The 21,508-nt window shown below is 47.0% G+C and carries 17 protein-coding genes; 4 read left to right on the forward strand and 13 right to left on the reverse strand.

Features of this window, described 5'->3' with window-relative positions; all coding sequences use genetic code 11:
- Window positions 1–78: 78 nt before the first annotated feature.
- Complete coding sequence (locus B9N86_RS27095; protein ID WP_208916153.1) at window positions 79–1,017, forward strand: cation diffusion facilitator family transporter; 939 nt, start codon at window positions 79–81, stop codon at window positions 1,015–1,017.
- Window positions 1,018–1,076: 59 nt separating this feature from the next.
- Here B9N86_RS27095 and B9N86_RS27100 read toward each other — a convergent pair whose 3' ends face one another.
- Window positions 1,077–2,705, reverse strand: a complete 1,629-nt coding sequence (locus tag B9N86_RS27100) for an ATP-binding protein (protein WP_208916154.1) — start codon at window positions 2,703–2,705, stop codon at window positions 1,077–1,079.
- 116 nt (window positions 2,706–2,821) lie between these two features.
- The gene (locus B9N86_RS27105) at window positions 2,822–3,925 is read right to left on the reverse strand and encodes a glycosyltransferase (RefSeq protein ID WP_208920842.1); all 1,104 of its coding nucleotides are present in this window, start codon (window positions 3,923–3,925) and stop codon (window positions 2,822–2,824) included.
- A gap of 603 nt (window positions 3,926–4,528) precedes the next feature.
- On the opposite strand from B9N86_RS27105, the gene B9N86_RS27110 reads away from it, so the two are divergent.
- Window positions 4,529–5,515: a hypothetical protein gene (locus tag B9N86_RS27110; RefSeq protein WP_208916155.1), complete on the forward strand. Its 987-nt coding sequence runs from the start codon at window positions 4,529–4,531 to the stop codon at window positions 5,513–5,515.
- A gap of 267 nt (window positions 5,516–5,782) precedes the next feature.
- Here the strand turns inward: B9N86_RS27110 and B9N86_RS27115 are convergent, their stop codons facing one another.
- A complete protein-coding gene (locus B9N86_RS27115) occupies window positions 5,783–7,096 on the reverse strand; it encodes an anti-phage deoxyguanosine triphosphatase (protein ID WP_208916156.1) in 1,314 nt (437 codons plus the stop codon).
- Between the two features lie 107 nt (window positions 7,097–7,203).
- Here B9N86_RS27115 and B9N86_RS27120 point away from each other — a divergent pair, with 107 nt between their 5' ends.
- The gene (locus B9N86_RS27120; protein WP_208916157.1) at window positions 7,204–7,776 is read left to right on the forward strand and encodes a guanylate kinase; all 573 of its coding nucleotides are present in this window, start codon (window positions 7,204–7,206) and stop codon (window positions 7,774–7,776) included.
- Window positions 7,777–7,875: 99 nt separating this feature from the next.
- Here the strand turns inward: B9N86_RS27120 and B9N86_RS27125 are convergent, their stop codons facing one another.
- Complete coding sequence (locus B9N86_RS27125; RefSeq protein WP_208916158.1) at window positions 7,876–9,297, reverse strand: aspartate ammonia-lyase; 1,422 nt, start codon at window positions 9,295–9,297, stop codon at window positions 7,876–7,878.
- A gap of 363 nt (window positions 9,298–9,660) precedes the next feature.
- Between B9N86_RS27125 and ric the strand changes: the two genes are divergently transcribed.
- Window positions 9,661–10,362: an iron-sulfur cluster repair di-iron protein gene (ric, locus tag B9N86_RS27130; RefSeq protein WP_208916159.1), complete on the forward strand. Its 702-nt coding sequence runs from the start codon at window positions 9,661–9,663 to the stop codon at window positions 10,360–10,362.
- A gap of 131 nt (window positions 10,363–10,493) precedes the next feature.
- Here ric and B9N86_RS27135 read toward each other — a convergent pair whose 3' ends face one another.
- The 9 genes from B9N86_RS27135 to B9N86_RS27175 form a co-directional block, all read right to left on the reverse strand.
- Entirely contained in the window at window positions 10,494–11,099 is a 606-nt protein-coding gene (locus B9N86_RS27135; protein ID WP_244562864.1) for a TetR/AcrR family transcriptional regulator, read from the reverse strand.
- A gap of 37 nt (window positions 11,100–11,136) precedes the next feature.
- Entirely contained in the window at window positions 11,137–12,585 is a 1,449-nt protein-coding gene (locus B9N86_RS27140; RefSeq protein WP_425298624.1) for an MDR family MFS transporter, read from the reverse strand.
- Window positions 12,586–12,826: 241 nt separating this feature from the next.
- Window positions 12,827–13,546 carry a glycerophosphodiester phosphodiesterase gene (locus tag B9N86_RS27145; RefSeq protein WP_208916162.1) on the reverse strand — a complete coding sequence of 240 codons (720 nt, stop codon included), beginning with the start codon at window positions 13,544–13,546 and terminating at the stop codon, window positions 12,827–12,829.
- 24 nt (window positions 13,547–13,570) lie between these two features.
- A complete protein-coding gene (locus B9N86_RS27150) occupies window positions 13,571–14,431 on the reverse strand; it encodes a carbohydrate ABC transporter permease (RefSeq protein ID WP_208916163.1) in 861 nt (286 codons plus the stop codon).
- Complete coding sequence (locus B9N86_RS27155) at window positions 14,421–15,383, reverse strand: carbohydrate ABC transporter permease (RefSeq protein WP_425298556.1); 963 nt, start codon at window positions 15,381–15,383, stop codon at window positions 14,421–14,423. Before B9N86_RS27155 ends, B9N86_RS27150 begins: the two co-directional genes overlap by 11 nt.
- Window positions 15,376–16,713 carry an ABC transporter substrate-binding protein gene (locus B9N86_RS27160; RefSeq protein WP_208916164.1) on the reverse strand — a complete coding sequence of 446 codons (1,338 nt, stop codon included), beginning with the start codon at window positions 16,711–16,713 and terminating at the stop codon, window positions 15,376–15,378. Before B9N86_RS27160 ends, B9N86_RS27155 begins: the two co-directional genes overlap by 8 nt.
- Before the next feature lie 464 nt (window positions 16,714–17,177).
- The gene (gene rbsK / locus B9N86_RS27165; RefSeq protein WP_208916165.1) at window positions 17,178–18,107 is read right to left on the reverse strand and encodes a ribokinase; all 930 of its coding nucleotides are present in this window, start codon (window positions 18,105–18,107) and stop codon (window positions 17,178–17,180) included.
- A 21-nt stretch (window positions 18,108–18,128) separates the two neighbouring features.
- Window positions 18,129–20,243, reverse strand: coding sequence for an ADP-ribosylglycohydrolase family protein (locus B9N86_RS27170; protein ID WP_208916166.1), 2,115 nt, complete (start codon window positions 20,241–20,243; stop codon window positions 18,129–18,131).
- Window positions 20,244–20,349: 106 nt separating this feature from the next.
- Window positions 20,350–21,504 (reverse strand): ADP-ribosylglycohydrolase family protein, encoded by a 1,155-nt coding sequence (locus B9N86_RS27175; protein WP_208916167.1) that lies wholly within the window; start codon window positions 21,502–21,504, stop codon window positions 20,350–20,352.
- Between the last annotated feature and the right edge of the window lie 4 nt (window positions 21,505–21,508).

The raw sequence follows: 21,508 nt of genomic DNA on the forward strand, positions 1-21,508 counted from the left end.
TGACAAATTGCTTACCGATAGTTAATAATTTATATGAGCAACTGATCATATATAAATAAAGGTTTGGAGGAACAAGGTATGAGCCATTCACATAGTCACGATCATCATGGACACAATCACGGACATCAGCATGCGCATGGACACGGAGGCAAAAATAACGCCAAAGGACTTACGATCGCATTAATCATTACAGGCAGTATTATGGTATTGGAATTCTTCGGCGGACTGATTACGAACAGCCTGGCCCTTCTCTCTGATTCCGGACACATGCTCAGTGATGTCGCAGCTCTTGCGCTTAGCCTGGTCGCAATGTGGTTTGCCACCCGGCCGGCTTCACCTAGTAAGACTTACGGCTTTTTCCGGTTTGAGATTTTAGCCGCCCTCTTCAATGGCATCTCTCTCTTTGTCATCGCCGGATTTATTTGCTGGGAGGCCTACGGGCGCTTCATGGAGCCCCCAACTGTCGCCAGCGGCTCCATGATGCTGATCGCCTTCATTGGACTACTTGCCAATCTGCTCAGTGCATGGTCCTTAATGCGGAAGAGTGACATTAAAGACAATATTAACGTCCGCAGCGCATACCTTCATGTTATCGGGGATGCCCTCGGCTCTGTAGGTGCCATTGTGGCTGGTCTTCTGATGTGGCTATTCGGATGGTATATTGCGGATCCGATCGTGAGTGTGTTTGTCGCCCTGCTCATCCTGAGAGGGGCATGGAATGTGATCAAAACAACCATTCACGTTCTCATGGAAGGCTCCCCTGCTTCGGTTGATCAAGAGCAGGTTATTCAGACCCTTATGGAAATTGACGGCGTGGTAGATGTGCACGACCTGCACATCTGGACCATTACTTCCGGACTTGATTCCCTGAGTTGCCACCTCACCATTACGGACCACGCTAACAGCCAGCAGGTCCTTCAGGAGGCTATCATACGGATTGAAGAACGATTCAAAATTCAGCACACCACCATTCAGGTTGAGCAATCTCATATCTTACACCCTGAATTCAAAGTGTGAATCCAATGGCTAAAATGTAACAAACGCCGGCGTGTATACGCCGGCGTTTATTAATTCCGTTAGATGGATACGTTGTCATTATTATTCATTTTCAATGGAAAATATATCGTCACCATGGTTCCCTGCCCTACAGCACTGGATAAAGACATTCGACCTTTATGTGTATCCAATATCTTCTGGACAATCATCATACCAAGGCCATTTCCCTCCGGCTTCGTTGTATGGAACGGCTCTCCAATCCGATCCAGTACATCTTCTGTCATACCTGATCCATTGTCGGTGAAGGAGATAACCTGACAGTTGTCTTTCACATCCAGCAAGATGTCAATGTTCCCGCCAAAGGGAAGTGCCTCCATAGAGTTTTTCAAAATATTCAAAAACACCTGCTTAATTTGGTTCCGATCGCAAGTGATCTCCTGGCTGTGAAGACATTCCGTCTGAATCTCCACATGGTTCAGCGCCGCCTGAATTCCGAACACGTTCAACACTTCTTTTAAGATCGTCTCGCACTGCTCTTGCTTAAACTGGACCACTTGAGGCTTGCCCAGAATTAAAAACTCGCTGACAATCATGTTCATCCGCTCGAGCTCTGACATGATCAGATTATAATGACGCAGTTTGGCGTCTTGACTGGATAGCTGCAGCATTCCCTTCACCGTAGTTAGAGGATTACGCACCTCGTGCGCAATACTTACTGCAAGTTGCCCGGCGAACACTAGTTTTTCCGTATTTCGTAGCACTTCCTCGGTATTCTTTATTTCCGTAATATCACGCAGACTTCCTACCACTCCGGTCATAACACGGTTCAGATCATACACGGGCAGCACATCAAGAATGTAATAGTGTACAACTCCGTTTATTGAGATGGATAACTCCTGGCCGATGCATTGATTGCGGTCCTCAATAACCTGTTTAAAATAACAACCTATCTCATTTATTCCGAATACAGGCGCCCCTAGGTAAGCTCTTTTGTTCGCAGAGTTAAGGTTTAATATTTTCATACTGTTTTCGTTCATTTGAACGACATTACCTACCGGATCTGTAATTATCACCCCGTAATAGTTCGTCTCCATCAGCAGTTGGTTCAAAATATGAAGCTGGCTGTTCTGCCTGCGCAGCGTCAACTCCCGCTCCACAGAATCTGAAATCGTACTCAGCAGTGACATCAGATGGGGGTGGGCAAAATCAACATCCGTCATCAAAGAGATCGTTCCTGCAATTGAATCCCTTCCTTCGTAGTAAAAAGGAGCCGAGTAGCAGGCGATACGGTGCAGAGCATCATGATAATGTTCCTTGCCAATCAACTGGAAGGGGCGCCGGCTGAGAAGACATAGATCAATGGAGCTTGTTCCAGCCTCTTCGTTATATCTTACACCTTCTGCAATACCGAGGTGGTTTACGGTTTCTAAAATAGAAGGGTTACCTACAAATTCAAGAACGTATCCCTCATAATCAGTAATCTGAATTAATATCGGGTTGTCAGAAACAGAAGCAAGGAATTTCTCCACAAAATAGTGGATAACTTCAATACAATCCATGTAGATTTTTTGTCTATCTACTAGCTGTTTCTCAGAAAAACGACAGATAAACTTTGGAGGCAGGCTTGGATCTATCCCCTTATTTCTGCATTGTTGTTTGGATTTCCGAATAATCTCCTGATCCGTTAGTCCATCGTATAATCTATTCATATGACATACCCCATTTTTCATGCTGCTGTATAAATCTATCTATCTGATATTCTACCATCCCCGCGTTTATCCTTCACCCCGCTTTTTTTATCAAATCGTATATACTTCCCTGATATTTAGGGGATTAAATGGTGTGTATCACGAAAATAATTGCGATTGTATAGTAAGCTGGGGTGAGTCGGATTCTTTTGCAACGCATACTCATTGTGCTCAAATGCCTTCCTAAAATCTCCGATCCGGTCATAACATAAGCACAGTTGTAAATGAGGATACCATGTAGAAGCGTTCCGATTTGACATGCCCATTGTTTCCGGAGGAGGGATTTCAGTCGCAAGTCGGTACCAGAATACTGCAGTCTCGTATTTCTTCTCTCCAAAAAAATACTCCCCGAGAGCACAGGATACTTCGGGACGCGGTATTTCGTAACGGAGCGCCCGTGTCAAAGATTCAAATCTCTTAGTCTGATTGCCCATATGCGTATAACACTCCGACAATTTCAGACAAGCCTGAATATTGTCTTCAATCCACCCCTCTTCGGTAGTCAGCATCAGGTCATAATAACGGGCAGCTTCCTCGTATAAGGTGTGATCCCTTAGTTCATTGGCAAAGTAGTAAAGATCTCGGGTTGAAAACGTCTCACCAGCTTGCTGTCGCTTGCGGTAAATCTGTAAATTCCGATCCGTATAGGATTTCTGCTTATGGTGGGTAATACAGACATCACTATCCAAAAATGTGCCGTAAGCAGCTAAATATTCATGTACTGCACCAATCCATTGGAAGTTACAGTCTCTTCTCACCAGCCGGTTCCGTCGTAAACTGGTATTTACGTTACCCTCGCCATCAAAGGAAAGGTTATAAGGCATCGTTATCCGATCGATAGACGGGCGTATCATCTGCCTAAGAACCGTAAAACGCTCACGGTCTTGATCCTTCAGAATGTCATCCGCATCCAGCCACAATATGTACTGCTTCGTTGCCTTCGAGAAGGAAAAATTCCGTGCAGCTGCGAAATCGTCAATCCACTGGAAATCGAACACCCGATTCGTGAATTGGTATGCGATTTCTTTCGTCCTATCTGTTGAGCCTGTATCGACTATATTGATTTCGTCCACGATATCTTTAACCGATTGCAGCAACCCTGCGAGCGTTCCCTCCTCTTGACGAACGATCATGCACAAGCTGATTGTAATGTGTGTAGGGTGTTCTTCGTCACGAACCATAAGGTCCTGCTCCGAGTATGCCTCTATGGCTCCAAGAGAATCCTGCGAGTTTATATTCGTAGCACGAGGGGAATCTTTAGCATCTCTTTCTTCTTTCGCGTCTTTCGATAGTTCTTGCTTTTCATAGTATGGAGAAGTTTCCATAAAGGATCCGCTTGAAGGGGAACAATAAACGCCCGCTCCTAATGAGCGGGCGTTTTCCGATGTCTGATCCGTCGATCCGGTACCTACCTCGATCATTTCGTCCACCATGTCTTTAAAACTCGTAAGACAGCCGCCAATCCATTGTTGTTCATCTCTATCCATCATGAACAGTGATAATGTCTTTTCCCGCACAGGCGCCCTCCTTTAAAAAACATGAATCCAACTGCCTGAACCGCAACGGCTGAGGCAGAGCATTCTCTCCTCACAAATTGTATTCAAAGAGGCTATAGAATAGCACACCCCAAATGGACACCTGATTACAAAGGGATACATTCTTCCACCTAGGGATAAGTATCTACAAAATGTAATATTTTACTTTAAAATCTATTATTGTTGAAAAGGGCGCTCATCAGTAATAACAAAACTACCAACATTCGTTAAGGAGGGACTCATATCACAATGGAGTTATGGCTTCCAAAGTGGAGCGAAATGTATTTGCATGTTAAATGGTTTACGAAGGATCATACGTGGATCCCCCAGCCGATGTCTCAGGTTATTAACACATCTTTCCTCTTTTGGCTCGGGTTCACGGTAATCGTACTGCTCCTCTTGGCGTTCTTCCACGATACACTTGAACGTATCCCGTTCATCAGGCGTATTCATGAATGGCTAAATCTATTAAAAAAGCAAGGACAGCTCATCCTCCGTATTGGCCTCGGTTTAGGGCTGCTGCTACAGCTCAGCACAGGGACATACCTATCACCTGAATTCACTCCGGAAGCTCACTGGGTAGACATCGTGCTAATCGCAGCCATTGCGGGATTACTTCACCGAAAAACTTTATTTATTAGCAGTACCGCTATACTCCTGTTGTATATTCACGCCACTTTGGTATACGGCATCTTTCATACCCTCGACTATCTGTTTTATCCAGGAATCGTGTATTACCTGTATGTGTGCACAACACGTTGGAGAGCGACAGCAGCCCCTATCCTGTATATATCCACTGGCTTGTCTCTCGCATGGCTTGCCATGGAGAAGTTGACCATTGCCAAGCTTGCGCACTCACTCATGCATGATTACGGTATTCCCACATTGGGATTTAGTGTCGAGGACTTCGTTCTGATTAGCGCCTTCATCGAAATGGGACTCGCCTGGTCATTTATTGTCGGCTTCATGAACAGATTCACCTCAATTCTGCTGACGGGTGTATTTCTAATGACCACCATGGTGTTCGGTATAAAGGAAATCATCGGACACACCATTATCCACACGCTGCTGATCATGTTTCTCATTGAAGGGAGCGGCGATTATAAAACACCATTTCAGTTTCACCGTTCCTCCATACTACGCGGCCTGTTTGTAGCTGTTAATTTTTGTATATTCCTGTTCGGATTGATGGCCTTGTACATCTGGATGGGGCAAGCGGCAATGGCCTGCCACTAAACTTCGCTCAGAATTTGATGAATGCGCTTCCCTGATTTATCATCTATGAAAAGGGCTGTCCACAACGTCAAATGCAGACAGCCCCTTCCTAGTCTCCTTCTTGACTTCCAGAGACACGGATATCCTCAAACATCCGCTCCCACTGGTGATCCGAGTTGTTTCATAAAGGTATTTACATTCAGTACACCGACTCTAATAAATTTCCGCCGCATATTCAGCTCACACGAAAATTCCCCAGACATTTAGCTGGGGAATTTTCAAATCATATCATATATCAAATAATTTACCGCCGGATGCTTCAAATAATCTAGAGTACATTTTTAGCGCGTAATTATCAGTCATTCCTGCAATATAGTCACAAACCAGTCTTGCATTATGGTAGTCCGACGAAGCGCTCCATCGGTTTTTCACATCTTCTGGCAGCAGATTCTGATCATGTATCATGGCGTCGAACAATTTATCAATGATTTGACCGCCACGCCATTCAAAGGTTTGAACTCTTTGCGATAAGATTACATGCTGCTCCACCAGCTTTTTGAGGCTGTCCAAAAAGTTCATCGTATTCTGCGGCATAACAGCCTTAAACCGCAATCGGTTTGAAATCAAATGCGGCATCTTTTCTTCCAGAGATACATCATTGATGAACCCGGAAACCAAATCGGCAAACAACTGCTTAACCGGGTACCCTCCGGATTCTTTTTGAGCAAGATACGTAACAATCACGTTCTTTATCCGCCCCGAGGCTAGGTCCGCATGCTGCTCCAACACTTCATAAAGATGATTATGGGATATAAGATTCAGCTTTAAGGAGTCCTCCAGATCGTACGTTGCATAAGCAATATCATCCGCCAGTTCAATAACAGAGCACTCCAGCGTCTTGTTTATCGTTCTCAGATGTTTTCCATCTTCCATATCAGAACACATGAGCAGATACTTCTGTTCCTCCGGTGTAAACTCTCCAATGAGCCATTGAAAGACGGCCTCATCTTCGTCAAAAACGCTGCATTTTGGCGGTTTCTTCACTACTGCATGATTATTAACGTTTTTCATGACGGAAGGATATTTTAGAATAGAAAGCAGAGAAGCTCTGGTTAAATTAAGACCAATCTCCCTCTGTCCTTCCAAGCAGGTCAACAGTCTAAAAGTATGTGCATTTCCTTCAAAATTCAAATCGAAGGTCCGCATGCATTTATTTAGGGCGCGCTCGCCTTGATGTCCAAAGGGTGGATGTCCCAAGTCATGCGCTAATGCAGCAGCTTCAACCAGAGAAATATCGATATTCTCCTCTTTATCTTTCAGAAATTTATCATTATCATTTAAGGACGTACCAATTCCCCTTGCAATCTGGGCAACTTCCAGGGAATGAGTTAATCGCGTTCTGTGAAAATCACCTTCGCTGACTGCGATAACCTGCGTTTTAGCCTGCAATCTTCGGAAAGCAGCTGAGTGAATAATTCTCCCGTAATCCCGTTCAAAATCATCACGCACAGAGATCCGCTGCTTGGCATTTTCCTGATCTACTTTTCGCTCGATATCTTGTTCATTATAAAATGGATTTCGGAAAGGTTTATGAAGGATCATTACAGTTCACCTCGGATTCAGAGATTCATTTTCTTACTTTTTATCCCATATGTTTCAAGTCCAAGCTGTTTGATAAATTATACCATACTCCAAAATAGGAAGGATGAATGGTTCTGGGAACTATATTCGTATTGTACGGGCCCTCTGCATCGGGGAAGACCGAAATACAACGCCACTTGACAACAGATCATTTATTTCGAATCATTACGGTCACTACGCGACCGCCTAGAGAGCATGAAATCCATAGTATCCACTACATCTTCACGGATAAAAAGCAGTTCAAGCAAGGTGTTGCCGACAATCAATTCGTAGAGTGGACGCAGTACAATGGCGAATTTTACGGAACTTTAAAATCCAGCGTTGAAGAAATCATCACTGGAGATCAAAATGCGGTGATCATTTTAGATATTGCAGGCGTTCGCGCACTAAAGAGCTTGTACAACAACGTTACAGCGATTTTTATCGGAGCAGATTTGGAAAGCCTTCAGCGAAGACTGGAAAACCGTAATATGTCTAGAAAAGAATTGACTGAGCGGTTAAACAAAGCCAAGTTTGAAGAGTTGAGCGAGCCTTATCTTAACCTCGCGGATGCCATCGTGTGGAACAGCGATGAAACTCCTCTGGAACAGTCCATTCACCGAGTCCAAACAATCATATCGCATGGTGTCAGCGCAGAATAAACATGACTGTTGCTCAACCTCCACGCTGGACGGCAAGGGGCTGCCTGGACAAAATCTTATTCAGACTTTGCCTCGGCAGCCCCTTTTACGTTGTATTTCTTATTGATTGAGTAGAAATTCCTCGCCTGCAATACCGGGCGAAGTCATATGGTACGGATCCAAAATCACACGGATCTGTTCTTCGGTCAGAAGACCTTTCTCCAAAATAATCTCTTTCACATTCTGTCCTGTCTGCTGCGCTTCTTTCACGAGACGGGAAGCGACATCATACCCCAGATGCGGATTCAAAGCGGTAATAATACCAAAGCTTGTGTCTACATAATGCTTGCATCTGTCGATGTTAGCCTGCAGATCCGCAATGAGGTTTTTGTTGAACACATCCATGCCGTTCTTCAGAATCTTGATGGAATGCATCAAATTGTTCGCCGCGACCGGCATCATGACGTTAAGCTCGAACTGTCCCGCTTCACAAGCCAGACAGATCGTATGATCATTGCCCATGACCTGGAAGGAAATCTGATTCATCACTTCCGCCATTACCGGATTGACTTTGCCCGGCATAATGGACGATCCCGGTTGTCTTGCCGGTACCAATAGCTCATTAAATCCGGCCTTTGGCCCGGATGCCATCATACGAATGTCATTGCACATCTTGGATATATTGACAGCACAAACCTTCAGCGCCGCCGACAGCTCCAGATAAGCATCCGTATTTTGCGTAGCGTCAACCAGATCCTCAGCCTGCTCCAGAGCTATTTGGGTCTGCTCCTTCAGCAAGCTAACAACACTCTCCATATATTCTACAGGTGCGTTGAGGCCCGTCCCTACGGCCGTCGCGCCCATGTTTATTTGTAACAGACCTCGTGCAGCCCGCTCAATGCGTCCGATGTCTCTGCTAAGCACTTTACCATAAGCGCTGAATTCCTGGCCCAAACGGATTGGCACGGCATCCTGAAGGTGGGTCCGGCCCATTTTGATGACATGGTCAAACTCCTTAGCCTTCTCGTTAATACCGTTAACAAGGTTACGGAATACTATCAGCAAATCCTGTGTCAAACGGTAGGCTGCGATACGAATGGCGGTCGGAATGGCATCATTGGTCGATTGGGACATATTTACGTGATTGTTAGGATTACAGTAGAAATAGTCCGCTTTTCCCTTACCCATTAACTCCAGCGCCCGATTAGCCAGCACCTCGTTCATATTCATATTAATGGAGGTACCTGCTCCACCCTGAATGGAATCGACGATAAACTCTGAACGAAACTGTCCTTCGATAACCTCATGAGCCGCTTCTACAATGGCATTGCCGATACCTTTTGGTAGCAGACCCAATTGCATATTCGCAAGCGCCGCAGCTTTTTTCACTTCAGCCAGTGCGGAGATCAATTCTCCATGGATAGGAACTCCACTGATCGGAAAATTCTCCACTGCTCTGACCGTATTAATTCCGTAATAAGCCTGTGCGGGAAGCTGTCTCTCACCGAGGAAATCTTTTTCAACCCGATAATTCACGTCCATGATCTTCATCACCATTACCTTTCGAATTCCAGCATGTCATGTCTGGTACTGTAAACATTCGGTTCCGCCTATAATATTCCTTTAATTTTATTAAATATTTTGTAGAATAATCCATGGATTCTTTAGACGGTCATTTCGAACTAATTAAAGCATATCCTTCACCGAACGGAAAAAGACGCTCTATGTTCAACTTCACAATAATTTCTCAGACTTTTGATTTCATCATTTGCCCACTTTTCAAGTGATTCAAATCACCCGACTTAACCACAGCACTCCCTATACTTAACCATATAGAACAGCTTTTAACTTTAACAGTCACCGCTTCGATCTCTATAGAACTGCTATAAACAGGAGGTTTTACACATGAGTCAAATCACGCTAAACACGCTTGTTGCCGATATTGTTACCGCTGTTCCTCAGACTGCCGATCTGTTCCGCAAGCTGCGGATTGATTTTTGCTGCGGTGGGAAAATCGCGCTGGAACAAGCATCACTAAACCGTAACTTAGACCCGCTGCAAGTCCTCTCTGAGATATTAGATATAGACAAGAAGCAAAAGGAGTATGCGGAACAACACATGGCCGCAGAGCGTAGTGAAAAAGAACTGATCACCTTCATTCAGCAAAAACACCACGCTTTTTTGAGAGACGAGCTGCCCCAGCTAACTCCATACGTTACAAAACTTGCTCGTGTGCATGGGGAGAACCATCCTCATCTCTTACGTGTACAGGAAATCTACTCTAGTCTGAAGCAAGAGCTTCTGGAACATACCGAGGATGAGGATCAGGTTGTATTTCCACGAATCATCGATTTCGTGAATGAACCAACGGCCATAGCCGCTGAGGCACTCAAACCCCATGTTCTGGAGCTTGAGAGCGAGCACGAAGCCGCAGGCGATCTGCTTAAGGAGCTTCGTGAAATCACGCATGACTTCGAACCGCCTGCCGATGCCTGCGGCACGTATCGTCTCGTATACCAGCGTCTGGCGGCTATCGAGAAGGACACCTTTGAGCATATTCATCTAGAGAATAATGTGTTATTCGAAAAGGTCCGCGCAGCCATGTAAGTAAGAAAGACCTGTCCCGTTACGATCTGGGGCAGGTCTTTTTGCTATTGTTGAAGGGATATAACATCAAACTGACAAAAAGCCGTTTCGGATAGACCTCAGGTCTAAACGAAACGGCTTTTATATGCCGACTATATCGCTGATGTATCTACAAACAGCGTATCCACAAAACTTCTGCAATACTCATCGGCAATCTGCTCCGCACTGTATCCCTTATCGCGCATATACAGAATAATATCAGCCCGTGGAAGTGAAGACAGTAATATGGATGTGAATTCCGGATCCATTGGCTTCAGCTCTCCTCGCTCAGCCGCATGCTCCAGAAGGCTTTTTATCTGTAATCGTAGATAAGTGAACGGCGGGTTTTCACACAGCTCGTTCTTGGTGTCCTCCAGTCGGCCGGTGGACAGTATAATCCGCAGCCATTCCAGATCTTCATTGAAGTGAAGAATCAATCTAGTCATAATAGTGCGAATCCGAACGGCAACCGATTCTTCACCGCTGCTCTGAAGGTAGTCATCCAATTCTTGCATAAATCGATCGATCTTCGCTTCCATCAGGGAGAAGCAAATTTTGCTCTTGCTAGGATAACGGCGATACAAGGTCCCTTGACCTATACCAGCTGTTTTCGCCACCTGATGCATGGAAACGTCCTCGACTCCGTATTTATTAAATAAAGCTTGAGCCGTATCCAAGATTTTCCGACCTAATACGTCATACTGTTTTCTACTCGCCAATGCATGCATCCCTCTCTAATCGAATACACGGCAACCTTTATGCGGCGGACTTTTCTTCTGCGGACGGTGAATACGTACGCTTAACAAAGAAGCCCAGCACCAAGGCAACTACTGCAAGAACGAGTCCGGTTATAAAGGCACTATGAAGGCCTGCAACCATACTCTCCACCGGATTCAGATCCCCGGTCGTCTCAACGTAATTTTTAGCTCCTGCTGTCATGATACTAATAAAGAGTGCCATACCAATAGCCCCTGCTACCTGCTGCAAGGTGCTCATAATCGCTGTTCCATGCGGATACAACAAACGTGGCAACTGATTCAAGGCCGTCGTCTGAGCAGGCATCATGACCATCGAAATTCCTATCATCATCATAACATGAAGGAAGATCACATAACCACCCGTCCATGAAGCATCAACGCGTGAGAATAGGAAGATGGCGATACACAAAAGAGTCAGCCCAGGTATAACCAAAACTCTCGGTCCGAATTTATCAAACAGCTTACCCGTAATCGGTGCCATCAGGCCATTGATAATTCCCCCAGGCATCATAACAAGACCTGCCGACAGCGCAGTTAGCCCCATCACTTTTTGCAGGAACAACGGCAGCATAATCATGGTCGAGAACATACTCATCATCAACACAAGCATCAGCACTGTCACCAATGAGAACATTGGATATTTGAATGTGCGCAGATCCAGCATAGGTTCCTTCATTCTTAATTGACGCCATACGAAGAGCAGCAAACTGATGGCGCCTGCAGTAATACACCATACGACCTTCCAATCAGACCAGGTACCCTCTCCTGCACTACTGAAACCATACACAATCCCACCGAAACCAATCGTCGACAATATGATCGAGATGAAATCAACCTTCGGTTTCGTCAGTTCCGTAACGTTCTTCAGGTACATACTTGCAAACAGAATCGAGAAAGCTGCAAGCGGAATGATAAGGAAAAATAACCAGCGCCAATTAAGCGCATCAACAATCAGTCCCGAAAGCGTAGGTCCGATGGCTGGGGCTGTCATCATAACCAATCCGATCATCCCCATCGCTGCTCCGCGATTTTGAGGCGGATAAATACTAAGTATCGTATTCATCAGAACTGGTAACAAAAGCCCTGTTCCGAAAGCCTGCAAGATACGACCGAACAGCAGCACCCCAAATACCGGTGAAAAACCACAAACAATCGTACCCATTAAAAATAACGTCATTGCGCCTATAAACATCTGCCTTGTTGAAAACCACAGCTGGAGCAATGCTGTCACCGGTACCAGAATCCCGACAACCAGCATGTAGGATGTTGACAGCCATTGAACCGTCGATTCCCCAATACCGAACTGCTCCATCAAGCTTGGGAAAGCAATATTCAGCAGTGTCTCATTTAAGATAGAAACGAATGCGCCAATAATCAGTGCAGCTACAATCGGCCCTCTTTTTATCTTGCTTAAATCAATTTTGGCCGAACTTGGCCCCACTCCCATATCCAAGACCTTATCCTCCCTTGTTTCTGTATGCGGACAATTGTCCGGTAGTGCGTTTTTTATTTTATCGGACAATTGTCCGCGAGTCAATCCGAAAATTTATTTAAATTTTATGTACCAATTACATCGTATATTGTCATCAAAAAAAAGATCCGCCAGCTTCATAGTCTGGTCAGATCCTTCGCATCCTATATATTCTTCTATCAGATTCAATCTACCTTGATAGGTATTCGGTCAAGGACTACATATTCAGAGCATGCTTCTCCTTGTATACCTTCGCCCATCCCTCCAAATTATTCGTAACGATGAGCAGTTCAGGATACTGCGCAAGAGATTCTAGTACCGCTTCATTGTCAGGCGTCCAGACGATGAGCTGGATGTCTCTCTTACGTGCTTCCTCCATAAACCGGGGTGTCACATACACATATTTTACAGAAACATAGCGTGCCCCAATCTCAGCCAAGTAAGGAAATACAGAGGGTGTTGCTCCGTAAATAACCAGACCCAGTTCAATATCAGAGTCAAGCTCTCGTGCCCGCTCTATCGAATAATGGTCGAATGAGGTCAAGAACACCTGCTTCTCCATCCCTGTTTCCTTCACGAGGTCGATGACCTTTTGTTCCAGGCCAGGATACGTATTGCCCATCTGCTTCAATTCAATATCAACGATCATCCGATCCTTGGCAAAACGCAGTGCTTCCTCCAACGTGGGAATGACTTCTCCCTGACCAGCATCCAGTTTACGAAGCTCCTCCAGCGTGAAGGACTTGATCTCTCCTGTCCCATTGGTCGTCCGGTTTACTGTCGGATCATGAATAACGACGGGCACACCGTCCTTCGTTAACTGGACATCCAGTTCCAGATGCGTAAAGCCCAGTTCCAACGCTTTCCGAAAAGCCAGCATCGTGTTCTCCGGATATTTTAGCGGATACCCTCTGTGGGCCAATCCCCGTACTTCCATGCGCCATTCCCTCCATATGTGAAGTTATTTAAATGTCGAATTCGCCATAGCGGCTACGATATGCTTCTGCATGACCGTAAATACAAGCACGATCGGTATAATCGCCATCACACTGGATGCCATAATGACATTGAAGAACATGGCTTCATTCCCCGCGATGGAATCCCGCAGCATGGCGATACCTACTGTCAGTACACGCATATTGTTGTCATTCGTCATGATCAAGGGCCAGAAATACGAGTTCCAGGATGAGATAAAGATCAGGACACCCATCGTGACAATGGTAGGCCTCGCCATCGGGAACAACAGTTTGTACAGAATAGAGAATCGTCCGGCTCCATCTACACGCGCCGCTTCTAACACGTCGTTGTTAATCGATTTGAAGGCCTGCCTGAGCAGGAATATCGCATAGGCGGAAGCACCATGCGGCACGATGAGTGCCCAGAAGGTGTTCAGCCAATCAAGCTTGGACATCATGACATACACTGGAACGAAAGTAACCTGCTCCGGTACAATCAGCGCTGCCAGAACCAGGAGAAACAGAGCATCCCGTCCCCAGAACCGTCCCTTGGCAAAAGCATATGCCGCCATCAATGCCACATTAAGCTGCAGAATAATAGTCCCCACCGCCATAATCAGCGTATTACTGAAGAATCGCGCGTAAGGGATGACCCGGAAAGCTTCTCCAAAGTTCTCCCAGGTAATGGTCTCCGGCCAGAATGTAGGAACAGCCATCCGCATCTCAGACTGTGTCTTGAACGCGCTAATCAGGAGCCAATACACCGGAAAGAACATGACCAGTGTCACAAGAACCGCTGCACTAATCCGAAGCAGCAGTAGCAGCTTGCGGTTTTTCGCCGATCCAGCCATATAATTATCCTTCATAATGCACCTTCTTCCTGCTGACCAACCATTGAACCAATGTTAACAGCAATATAATGACGAATAGAATCATGACAAGCGCAGACGCCCTACCTGTTTTAAACTCCGTGAAGGCCATCGTATAAATCCAATACACGATTGCGTTCGTTGCTTTAAGTGGACCGCCGTTGGTCATCACATCAATCGACTGGAACACCTGCATTGACGATATAAAGCTTGTGATGACAAGGAACAGAGTCATTGGGGATAAGAGCGGCAGCGTGATATTGCGGAACTGCCTGAACTTGCTGGCTCCATCAATAGATGCTGCTTCGTAATACTCTGCCGGAATCCCGCGCATGCCTGCAATAAAGAGAATCATCGCGAAACCTACGCCCTTCCAGACCGAAACCGCGACTAGCGCCGGCAGTGCGGTAGAAGGATTGGTCAGCCATTCGACCGGATCCATTCCGAACCAAGATACAATCCCGTTTAGAAGTCCATATTGTCCGTTGTAAATCCATGTAAATACCATGGCCGCCACAACCATCGAGACATAATACGGCATAAAGATCACACCGCGCATAAAGCCGAATAGACGCGAAGATGAAACATTGAGCAGCAGCGCCAGCAGCAGCCCTATGACAAGCGTGAATACAACATCCATCAAAGTGTACAAGAACGTGACCTGTAAGGACTGGTAAAAGTCCTCATTGGTCAACAGGCGGGTATAGTTGTCAACACCCACAAATTTTTTCGCCGGACGCGTCATGTTCCAGTTCGTGAAGCTTATATAAATGGAATAGGCAAGTGGATAATACAAGAACACGCCCATGAACAACAGTGCGGGGACAGCAAATGAAAAATCCTTCCATTTCTCGATCAGCGTGTGAGACATCCGTTTAGAGACCGAAGCGGTCGCCCGATTGGACGCCGCCTTTGTCACTTGATGATTGGTCTCCATAGGCTCACTCATAGTCAGCCAGAATATCGTTGATCTTCTTGGCTGCATCCTGCATAAGTGGTGTCGGGTCTTTTTTGTTCAGTACCATTTCCCCTACAACTTCTTTGTAAACCTCACTGAATTCAGGATAAGCCGGGTGCTGCATGCGCGGTGTCACTTCATCGAAATGCTCGTATACCGCTCTGTACTGTGGCCATCTTTCGAAATATTGCTCGCCTTCCTCAGACTCAATGGCCGATTTTCTTGTCGGAAGGTAACCAACGGATTCAGCCCACTTGATATTGTGTTCAGCCGAAGTCATAAACTCAATGAACTTCCACGCTGCTTCTTTCTCCAGATCCTTGGCTCCATCCATCATGACGATACCTGCGCCGCCAATGTTGGAGGTACGGACTTTGTCCCCAGGAAGGAAGGATACACCCACTTCAAAGTCTGCATTTTCACGGTACATTTTGAGCATAGCGGAAGTATGCTGCACCATAGCAATCTCCCCATTCAAGAACATTTGACGCATGTTGTCAGAGGCACCTTTACCGAAGCCCATATGCATGCTGCCGTCATTTTGCCATTTGTAGAAGTTCTGAATGTAACGAAGTGACTCTTCATTCTCAACAGCCGAGGCACTCAGGTCTTCAGTCAAAATTTGCCCACCGCCGTTAATGTTCCAAGGATCATAGTACCAGGAATCCCAGCCTGGAACGGAGAAAGCATAACGTGTCGTTTTGCCGCCTTCTTTCTTCGCTACTTTTGCATTGAAGTCCTCAATCTCATCCCACTTCTGCGGCGGCTCTACGCCCAACTCGTCCAGTATCGTTTTGTTGTACACAAACACGCTGGTACTTACAATCAGAGGGAATCCATACTGCTTACTGTTATATGCGTAAGCGTTCAGCATCCCTTGGGAGAAATCGTCCATCTTCACTTCATCACGCTTGATCCATGGACTCAGGTCTGCAAATACACCGCTGTCCGCAAAGTTCGCTAGAGATGATACCTCAACGTTGGTTACAGCTGGTACATCATTCGCAGCTACTGCAGCCGACAGCTTCTTGTGAAGATCACCATAACCGCCCTGGAATACCGGCTCAACTGTGATATGAGGGTATTTCTTCTGGAACTCCGCAATCATATAGTCCAAGCCTTCAAGCTGGGCATCCGCATGTGAATGCCAATATTGGATTTTGATTGGAGTCGTGTCATTCTTCATATCCATCGAAGCAGCTTCCACATCATCCATGGAAACCTCTCCTCCGGCACTCTCACTTCCACCGCCGCCTCCGCATGCAGTGGAAATGACCATAAATACAGTCAGTAACGTCAACAACCATGTTTTCTTTTTCATAGAATTTCTCTGGCCCCTTTTCGGATTATGTACTCTTCCTACCCCTTTAAAAACGCACAAAAAATAGAGACATCAAATGAGTGCAACCTAAGAGCCACCACCTCCTAAAAAGCTAAAGTAGTTGCTACTCGGGTTATCTCATCGTCTCCACCCCTAGCAAAATATGAGATTATAGTAAATTCATCAAATACATGGGGATTCATACTTCCAAAAACGCGTATCTCCTTTACCCGACATCCTTATGATAAAGCGACATAATCAAGCAGGTATTAACGGTATGTAAAATTTATGTAAACGACATATAAGTACGACAATCGAAGATATTCTGACGAACAGAGACCCGCAGATAGAAAAAGTGCTATCGATAATAAAATAAATAAGCCTGCACCCGTTACAATTCTGGGGCAGGCCTTTTGTTCTATTTGTTGTTACATCGTATTATTTTTTGAAAAATAGTCCCCCTCTCAGCCTCTTTTTACAGATCGAGAGACCATAAATGCCTGGATTTCCCCTTTTGAGGGGATGGAGGTTTGCGCTCCCGGCCTCGTAACCGACAGGGCTGCCGCCGCAGTAGCGAAGGTCAGCGCTTCTGTCGTCCCCAAGCCGTCCGCACAAGCGGCGGCGTATGCGCCGATAAACGTATCGCCCGCTGCCGTTGTATCGACTGGCTTCACGCGAAAGGCCGGCACAATAATCCGCTCTCCGAGCTTGTTCATATAGAAACAGCCCTGCTCTCCGAGTGTAATAATGACATTCGATGTCCCTCGACCAATGATATGCTCTGCCGCAGCCTCGGCGGAGATAACATCATCGACCTTGACACCCGTGATGACGTTCGCCTCAGTCTCGTTCATAATGAGCGTATCCAGCTGGGGAAACAGCTCCTGAGGCATGTCTCTGGCAGGTGCGGGATTTAACCAGACGCGAACGCCAGCGGTACCCGCCGCACTTATGACATGCTGTGTCGTCTGCCACGGGATTTCGTTCTGGAGCAGTACGGCGTATACACCGTCCCATTGAACCTCCACGTCAACATCGTCCCCTGTCAGCTTGCCATTCGCGCCCTCCGACAAGACAATGTTGTTCTCGCCTTCTTCATTAACGGTGATGATCGCGAAGCCCGATGTGCCTTCTTTGCTTAAAATGGATTTAACTCCGACTTGACGGTCCTCCAAGCTTGCAACCAAGGTATCCCCAAAAGGGTCCAAGCCGACCGCCCCTACCATGGCGCAATCTGCCCCGGCCTGGGCCGTAGCAACCGCCTGGTTGGCCCCCTTCCCTCCCGGGAAGAACATCGTACCGCTGCTGTGAATAGTCTCGCCCGGCAGCGGAAATTGACTTACGCTGCTTACAACGTCCATATTAATACTTCCTATAACCAAAAGCTTTTGCAACGTTTTCCGCTCCTTTCTTCTTCACGGCTTCATTTCGGCATGAACCCGAACATCGCTAATCTCGTTCTCCCCTTGTTCAAGACAACCGAAGCCAAACATACCGTGATCGAAGGAAGCGTCCTTGCATTCCAGTACATTATCACCATTAATATACAGCGTGAACATATCTTTCTCCGCGACCAGCTTAAACCGGTACTCCTTGCCATGTTCCCAGTCGTAGCGGACGCTGATCAGCCGCTCATGTCCGAAATCCTGCCGAATGAACGAAACCGTGCCCGGACCATCGAAGCCTGCCAGATAGTGACGCATGATACCATTCGCTCTTGTAATCAGGCAATGGCTTGCACCGGAAATGGGCTTTATCGTCGCCTCCACAACCATATCGCCAGCATAATAATTGCCGGAGTAAGAGGAGCAATCGCCATCCGCCGTGCAGTGCAGCGTGCCGCCGGCAAGCTCCCACTTGCCCCTGTGATGGGAGAACGGTGTGATCGAAGCGAACTCCTTCACCTGCTTAGCAAAATCGATCGTGTAGTCCGCCGTACCAGTAATGCAGAATTGCCCGATGAACAGGCTGCCTAAGGCGCGGTTCAGGAGCGGCGAACGGCTCTCCAATATCCAGCCGATCTCGTCGATCATAGCACCCTCCGTATCCGGAAGGTCGAAGATGATGTCATTCCATTGGCCGCCCACCGGTGTGATGGTCACCAGCCGTAAGTCCTCCCGAGTATGCGTATTCCGCACATACGGCGTCAACGTAATCGGCTCGCCTTCCCACTGATCCACATAGATTTTGGCGGATACCGTCTGGCTGCTATATGCCATCGGTGCAAAGGTAGGCTTGTATTTTTCGTCATTAAATTCTTCACGTCGGTAAAAGGGCTTATAGTATATTTTGCTGTTGTCGCCCTCAACCAGTCTGTCAAAGACGACCTCCAGCGAGCCTCTTCCGTCACATACATGCTTATTAGAATGGCGAACAATAGGTGTCTTGAAGAGATTACTTGTCCGGAAGCCATGTGTTGAGCCCGGCAGATCAAAGTCAAAGTAAATCTCCCCTGGCTTCACCCGCTGAATCAATTCTTCCGGTGCCTTCTCGCCATTTAACCGGTAGCCTAGCAGTGCAAGCTCACGAGCGAAGGTTGGAAAGTCAACGAGATTCAAGTAACCGGACACGCTGGACGCAACGATAAAATCATTAATTGGCTTGCGGTAGTGCTCCGGAATGCCGTCCAGACCGCCGAACACACCGAGGATGGTTCCGACGTTGCCCGCATTGCAATCCGTATCCCAACCGCACATCGATGCGATCTCCACGGTTCTCGCGAAGTCTCCCTCACCGTACAGCAAGGCCAGTACGCACACGCCAGCATTCGGAATAATGTGGCAGACGCCTGTATATTTATCGTAGCCCCAATGGTCCTCCAAGTATTGACGGCAAGCGCGGAAGTCGGATGGATTCTCGCGGTGGAAGTTGATGACGGCATGCACGACGCGTGCATATGTAGAGTCTTCAGGAATCATACGAAGTCCTGCAGCCATGATCTCGTCCATGGAGGACGCATCGAAAGCCTTCGCGATGCAGGCTGCCATGAAGCGGGCGCCATACAAGCCGTTGCCGTCATGCGAGACACTGGCTGCTTTCTCGGCGTAATCCGCCGCCTTCTCCACCTGACCTGGGAACAAGAGTCCCCATGAATCAATGAAGATCTGGCCTCCGATCTGTTCCGCCATCTCGGTACCGTTCACTTCAATGGAGCCGGAACGCGGAGCTGGAATCCCTTTTCGCAGATTGACATAAGCCCGATGTTCCGTGCTTATATCCTCGCCGCCCCACCAGAACATGCCAATGCCTTCACGTGCATAATTGAGCCATGCTCTGCCTACATCCTCCGGCTCAAGCTCACGATCCACCGCATCGTCGTATAACGCACGGATAAAAAATACAGGCCCGTTCGCATCATCGTCGGCGGCAAAGGTATTGTATGATTTCACATAATCGCGAATATCGCCATACACATCCCGAATACGTTCATAGGTCCAGGCAACAGGCTCGATAGGTGCGCCAAGCCGTATGCCAATGTTCATCCCGATAAATCCCGCGTATACCGTCTCTACATAATTTTTAGGTATCATTTGCTCTCCCTCCTAGCCTCACAAGCTTGTCATCACTACGAATGCGGATCATACCTATGATTCCGCCTTCTCCGTTGAAGTTCATGATTCTTTTGCTCATGTAATATTAGCTCGAGATCATGCTCAATCTCGCTTCATTAATCCGAAGATCATCCTCAATAATCTTGGCAGCAACCTCGCTAAACCGGTCGGCGATCGTGCACAAGTCGAGTCGATTAACCTTATTCAGCTGCTCAATATCCTCCTTATGAATGACCTCTGAGCCGTACATGGCACCAAGGATGACACCGATCATGACCCCGATGGAGTCCGTGTCCCGTCCGGAATTGACGCCGTCCAGAATCGAACGGTAATATTCCCCTTCGTTTAGGACCATAAAGGCAAGTGCCATCGGCAGCTCCTCAATCGACCATAGGCGGCTTGGTGTGTAATGATGGCTTGGAATGCCGACCTTGTCGATATGACGGCTAACATCATCGCCCATCGGAGAATATTTCATCATAATCGACTGAAACACATTGATTACTTTGTCCATATCATCCCGTTCCTGCCGCAGTTTGCGGGCCGCTTCCGTCAGCTCGTGAATGGCTGCTTTTGTCCCGTCTTTTGCTAGGCTGATCGCGGTATCAACAATGTCATCCACCGTCACACCAAGCTCAAAAGCTTTGGCAACGCAAGCTGCCAGGACCCCTGCCGCCTCCAGCCCGTAGCTGCTCTGATGACCCATCGCGAACAGAATCGCTTCGTCATAAGCAGCCTTGGGATGGCCTGCATTAACAATCCCAATCGGGGCGATGTACATCGCCGCCCCGCAGTTTACCATATTCCCGATGCCGCCTTCTCTCGGGTCGCAGTTCGCAAGCACATGGCGCATGAAGATATATTTTTCAGGGTAGAACAAACGGTCAATAATGAACGTCTCTTGATTCAGTTCGGGTACGAACGTTTTGCGAAAGGCGATCTCTTTTACGAATTCATTGCCCATATCATAAGCGTCCAAATGTCTGCCCTCAGTGAGGTACACATTCATAAGTGCAATGGTCATGAGCGTATCGTCCGTGACAATACCGTCGCCTCTTACCCGGCCGAGCCTCGCGTCTGCATGTAAATCCATCTTGTGCCATCTTGTTATCAGAGACTCCACCCGGCCATATTTTGATTTAATCTCCCCGTACGTTAGCTTCTCAATCGGTGCTCCCATTGCATCTCCGAGCGCGGTAGAGATCACCACGCCCCTTACCCGGTCACGAAACGAAGTCATAGTC

The organism is Paenibacillus uliginis N3/975, assembly GCF_900177425.1.
In the GTDB taxonomy this organism is placed as follows: Bacteria; Bacillota; Bacilli; order Paenibacillales; family Paenibacillaceae; genus Paenibacillus_AQ; species Paenibacillus_AQ uliginis.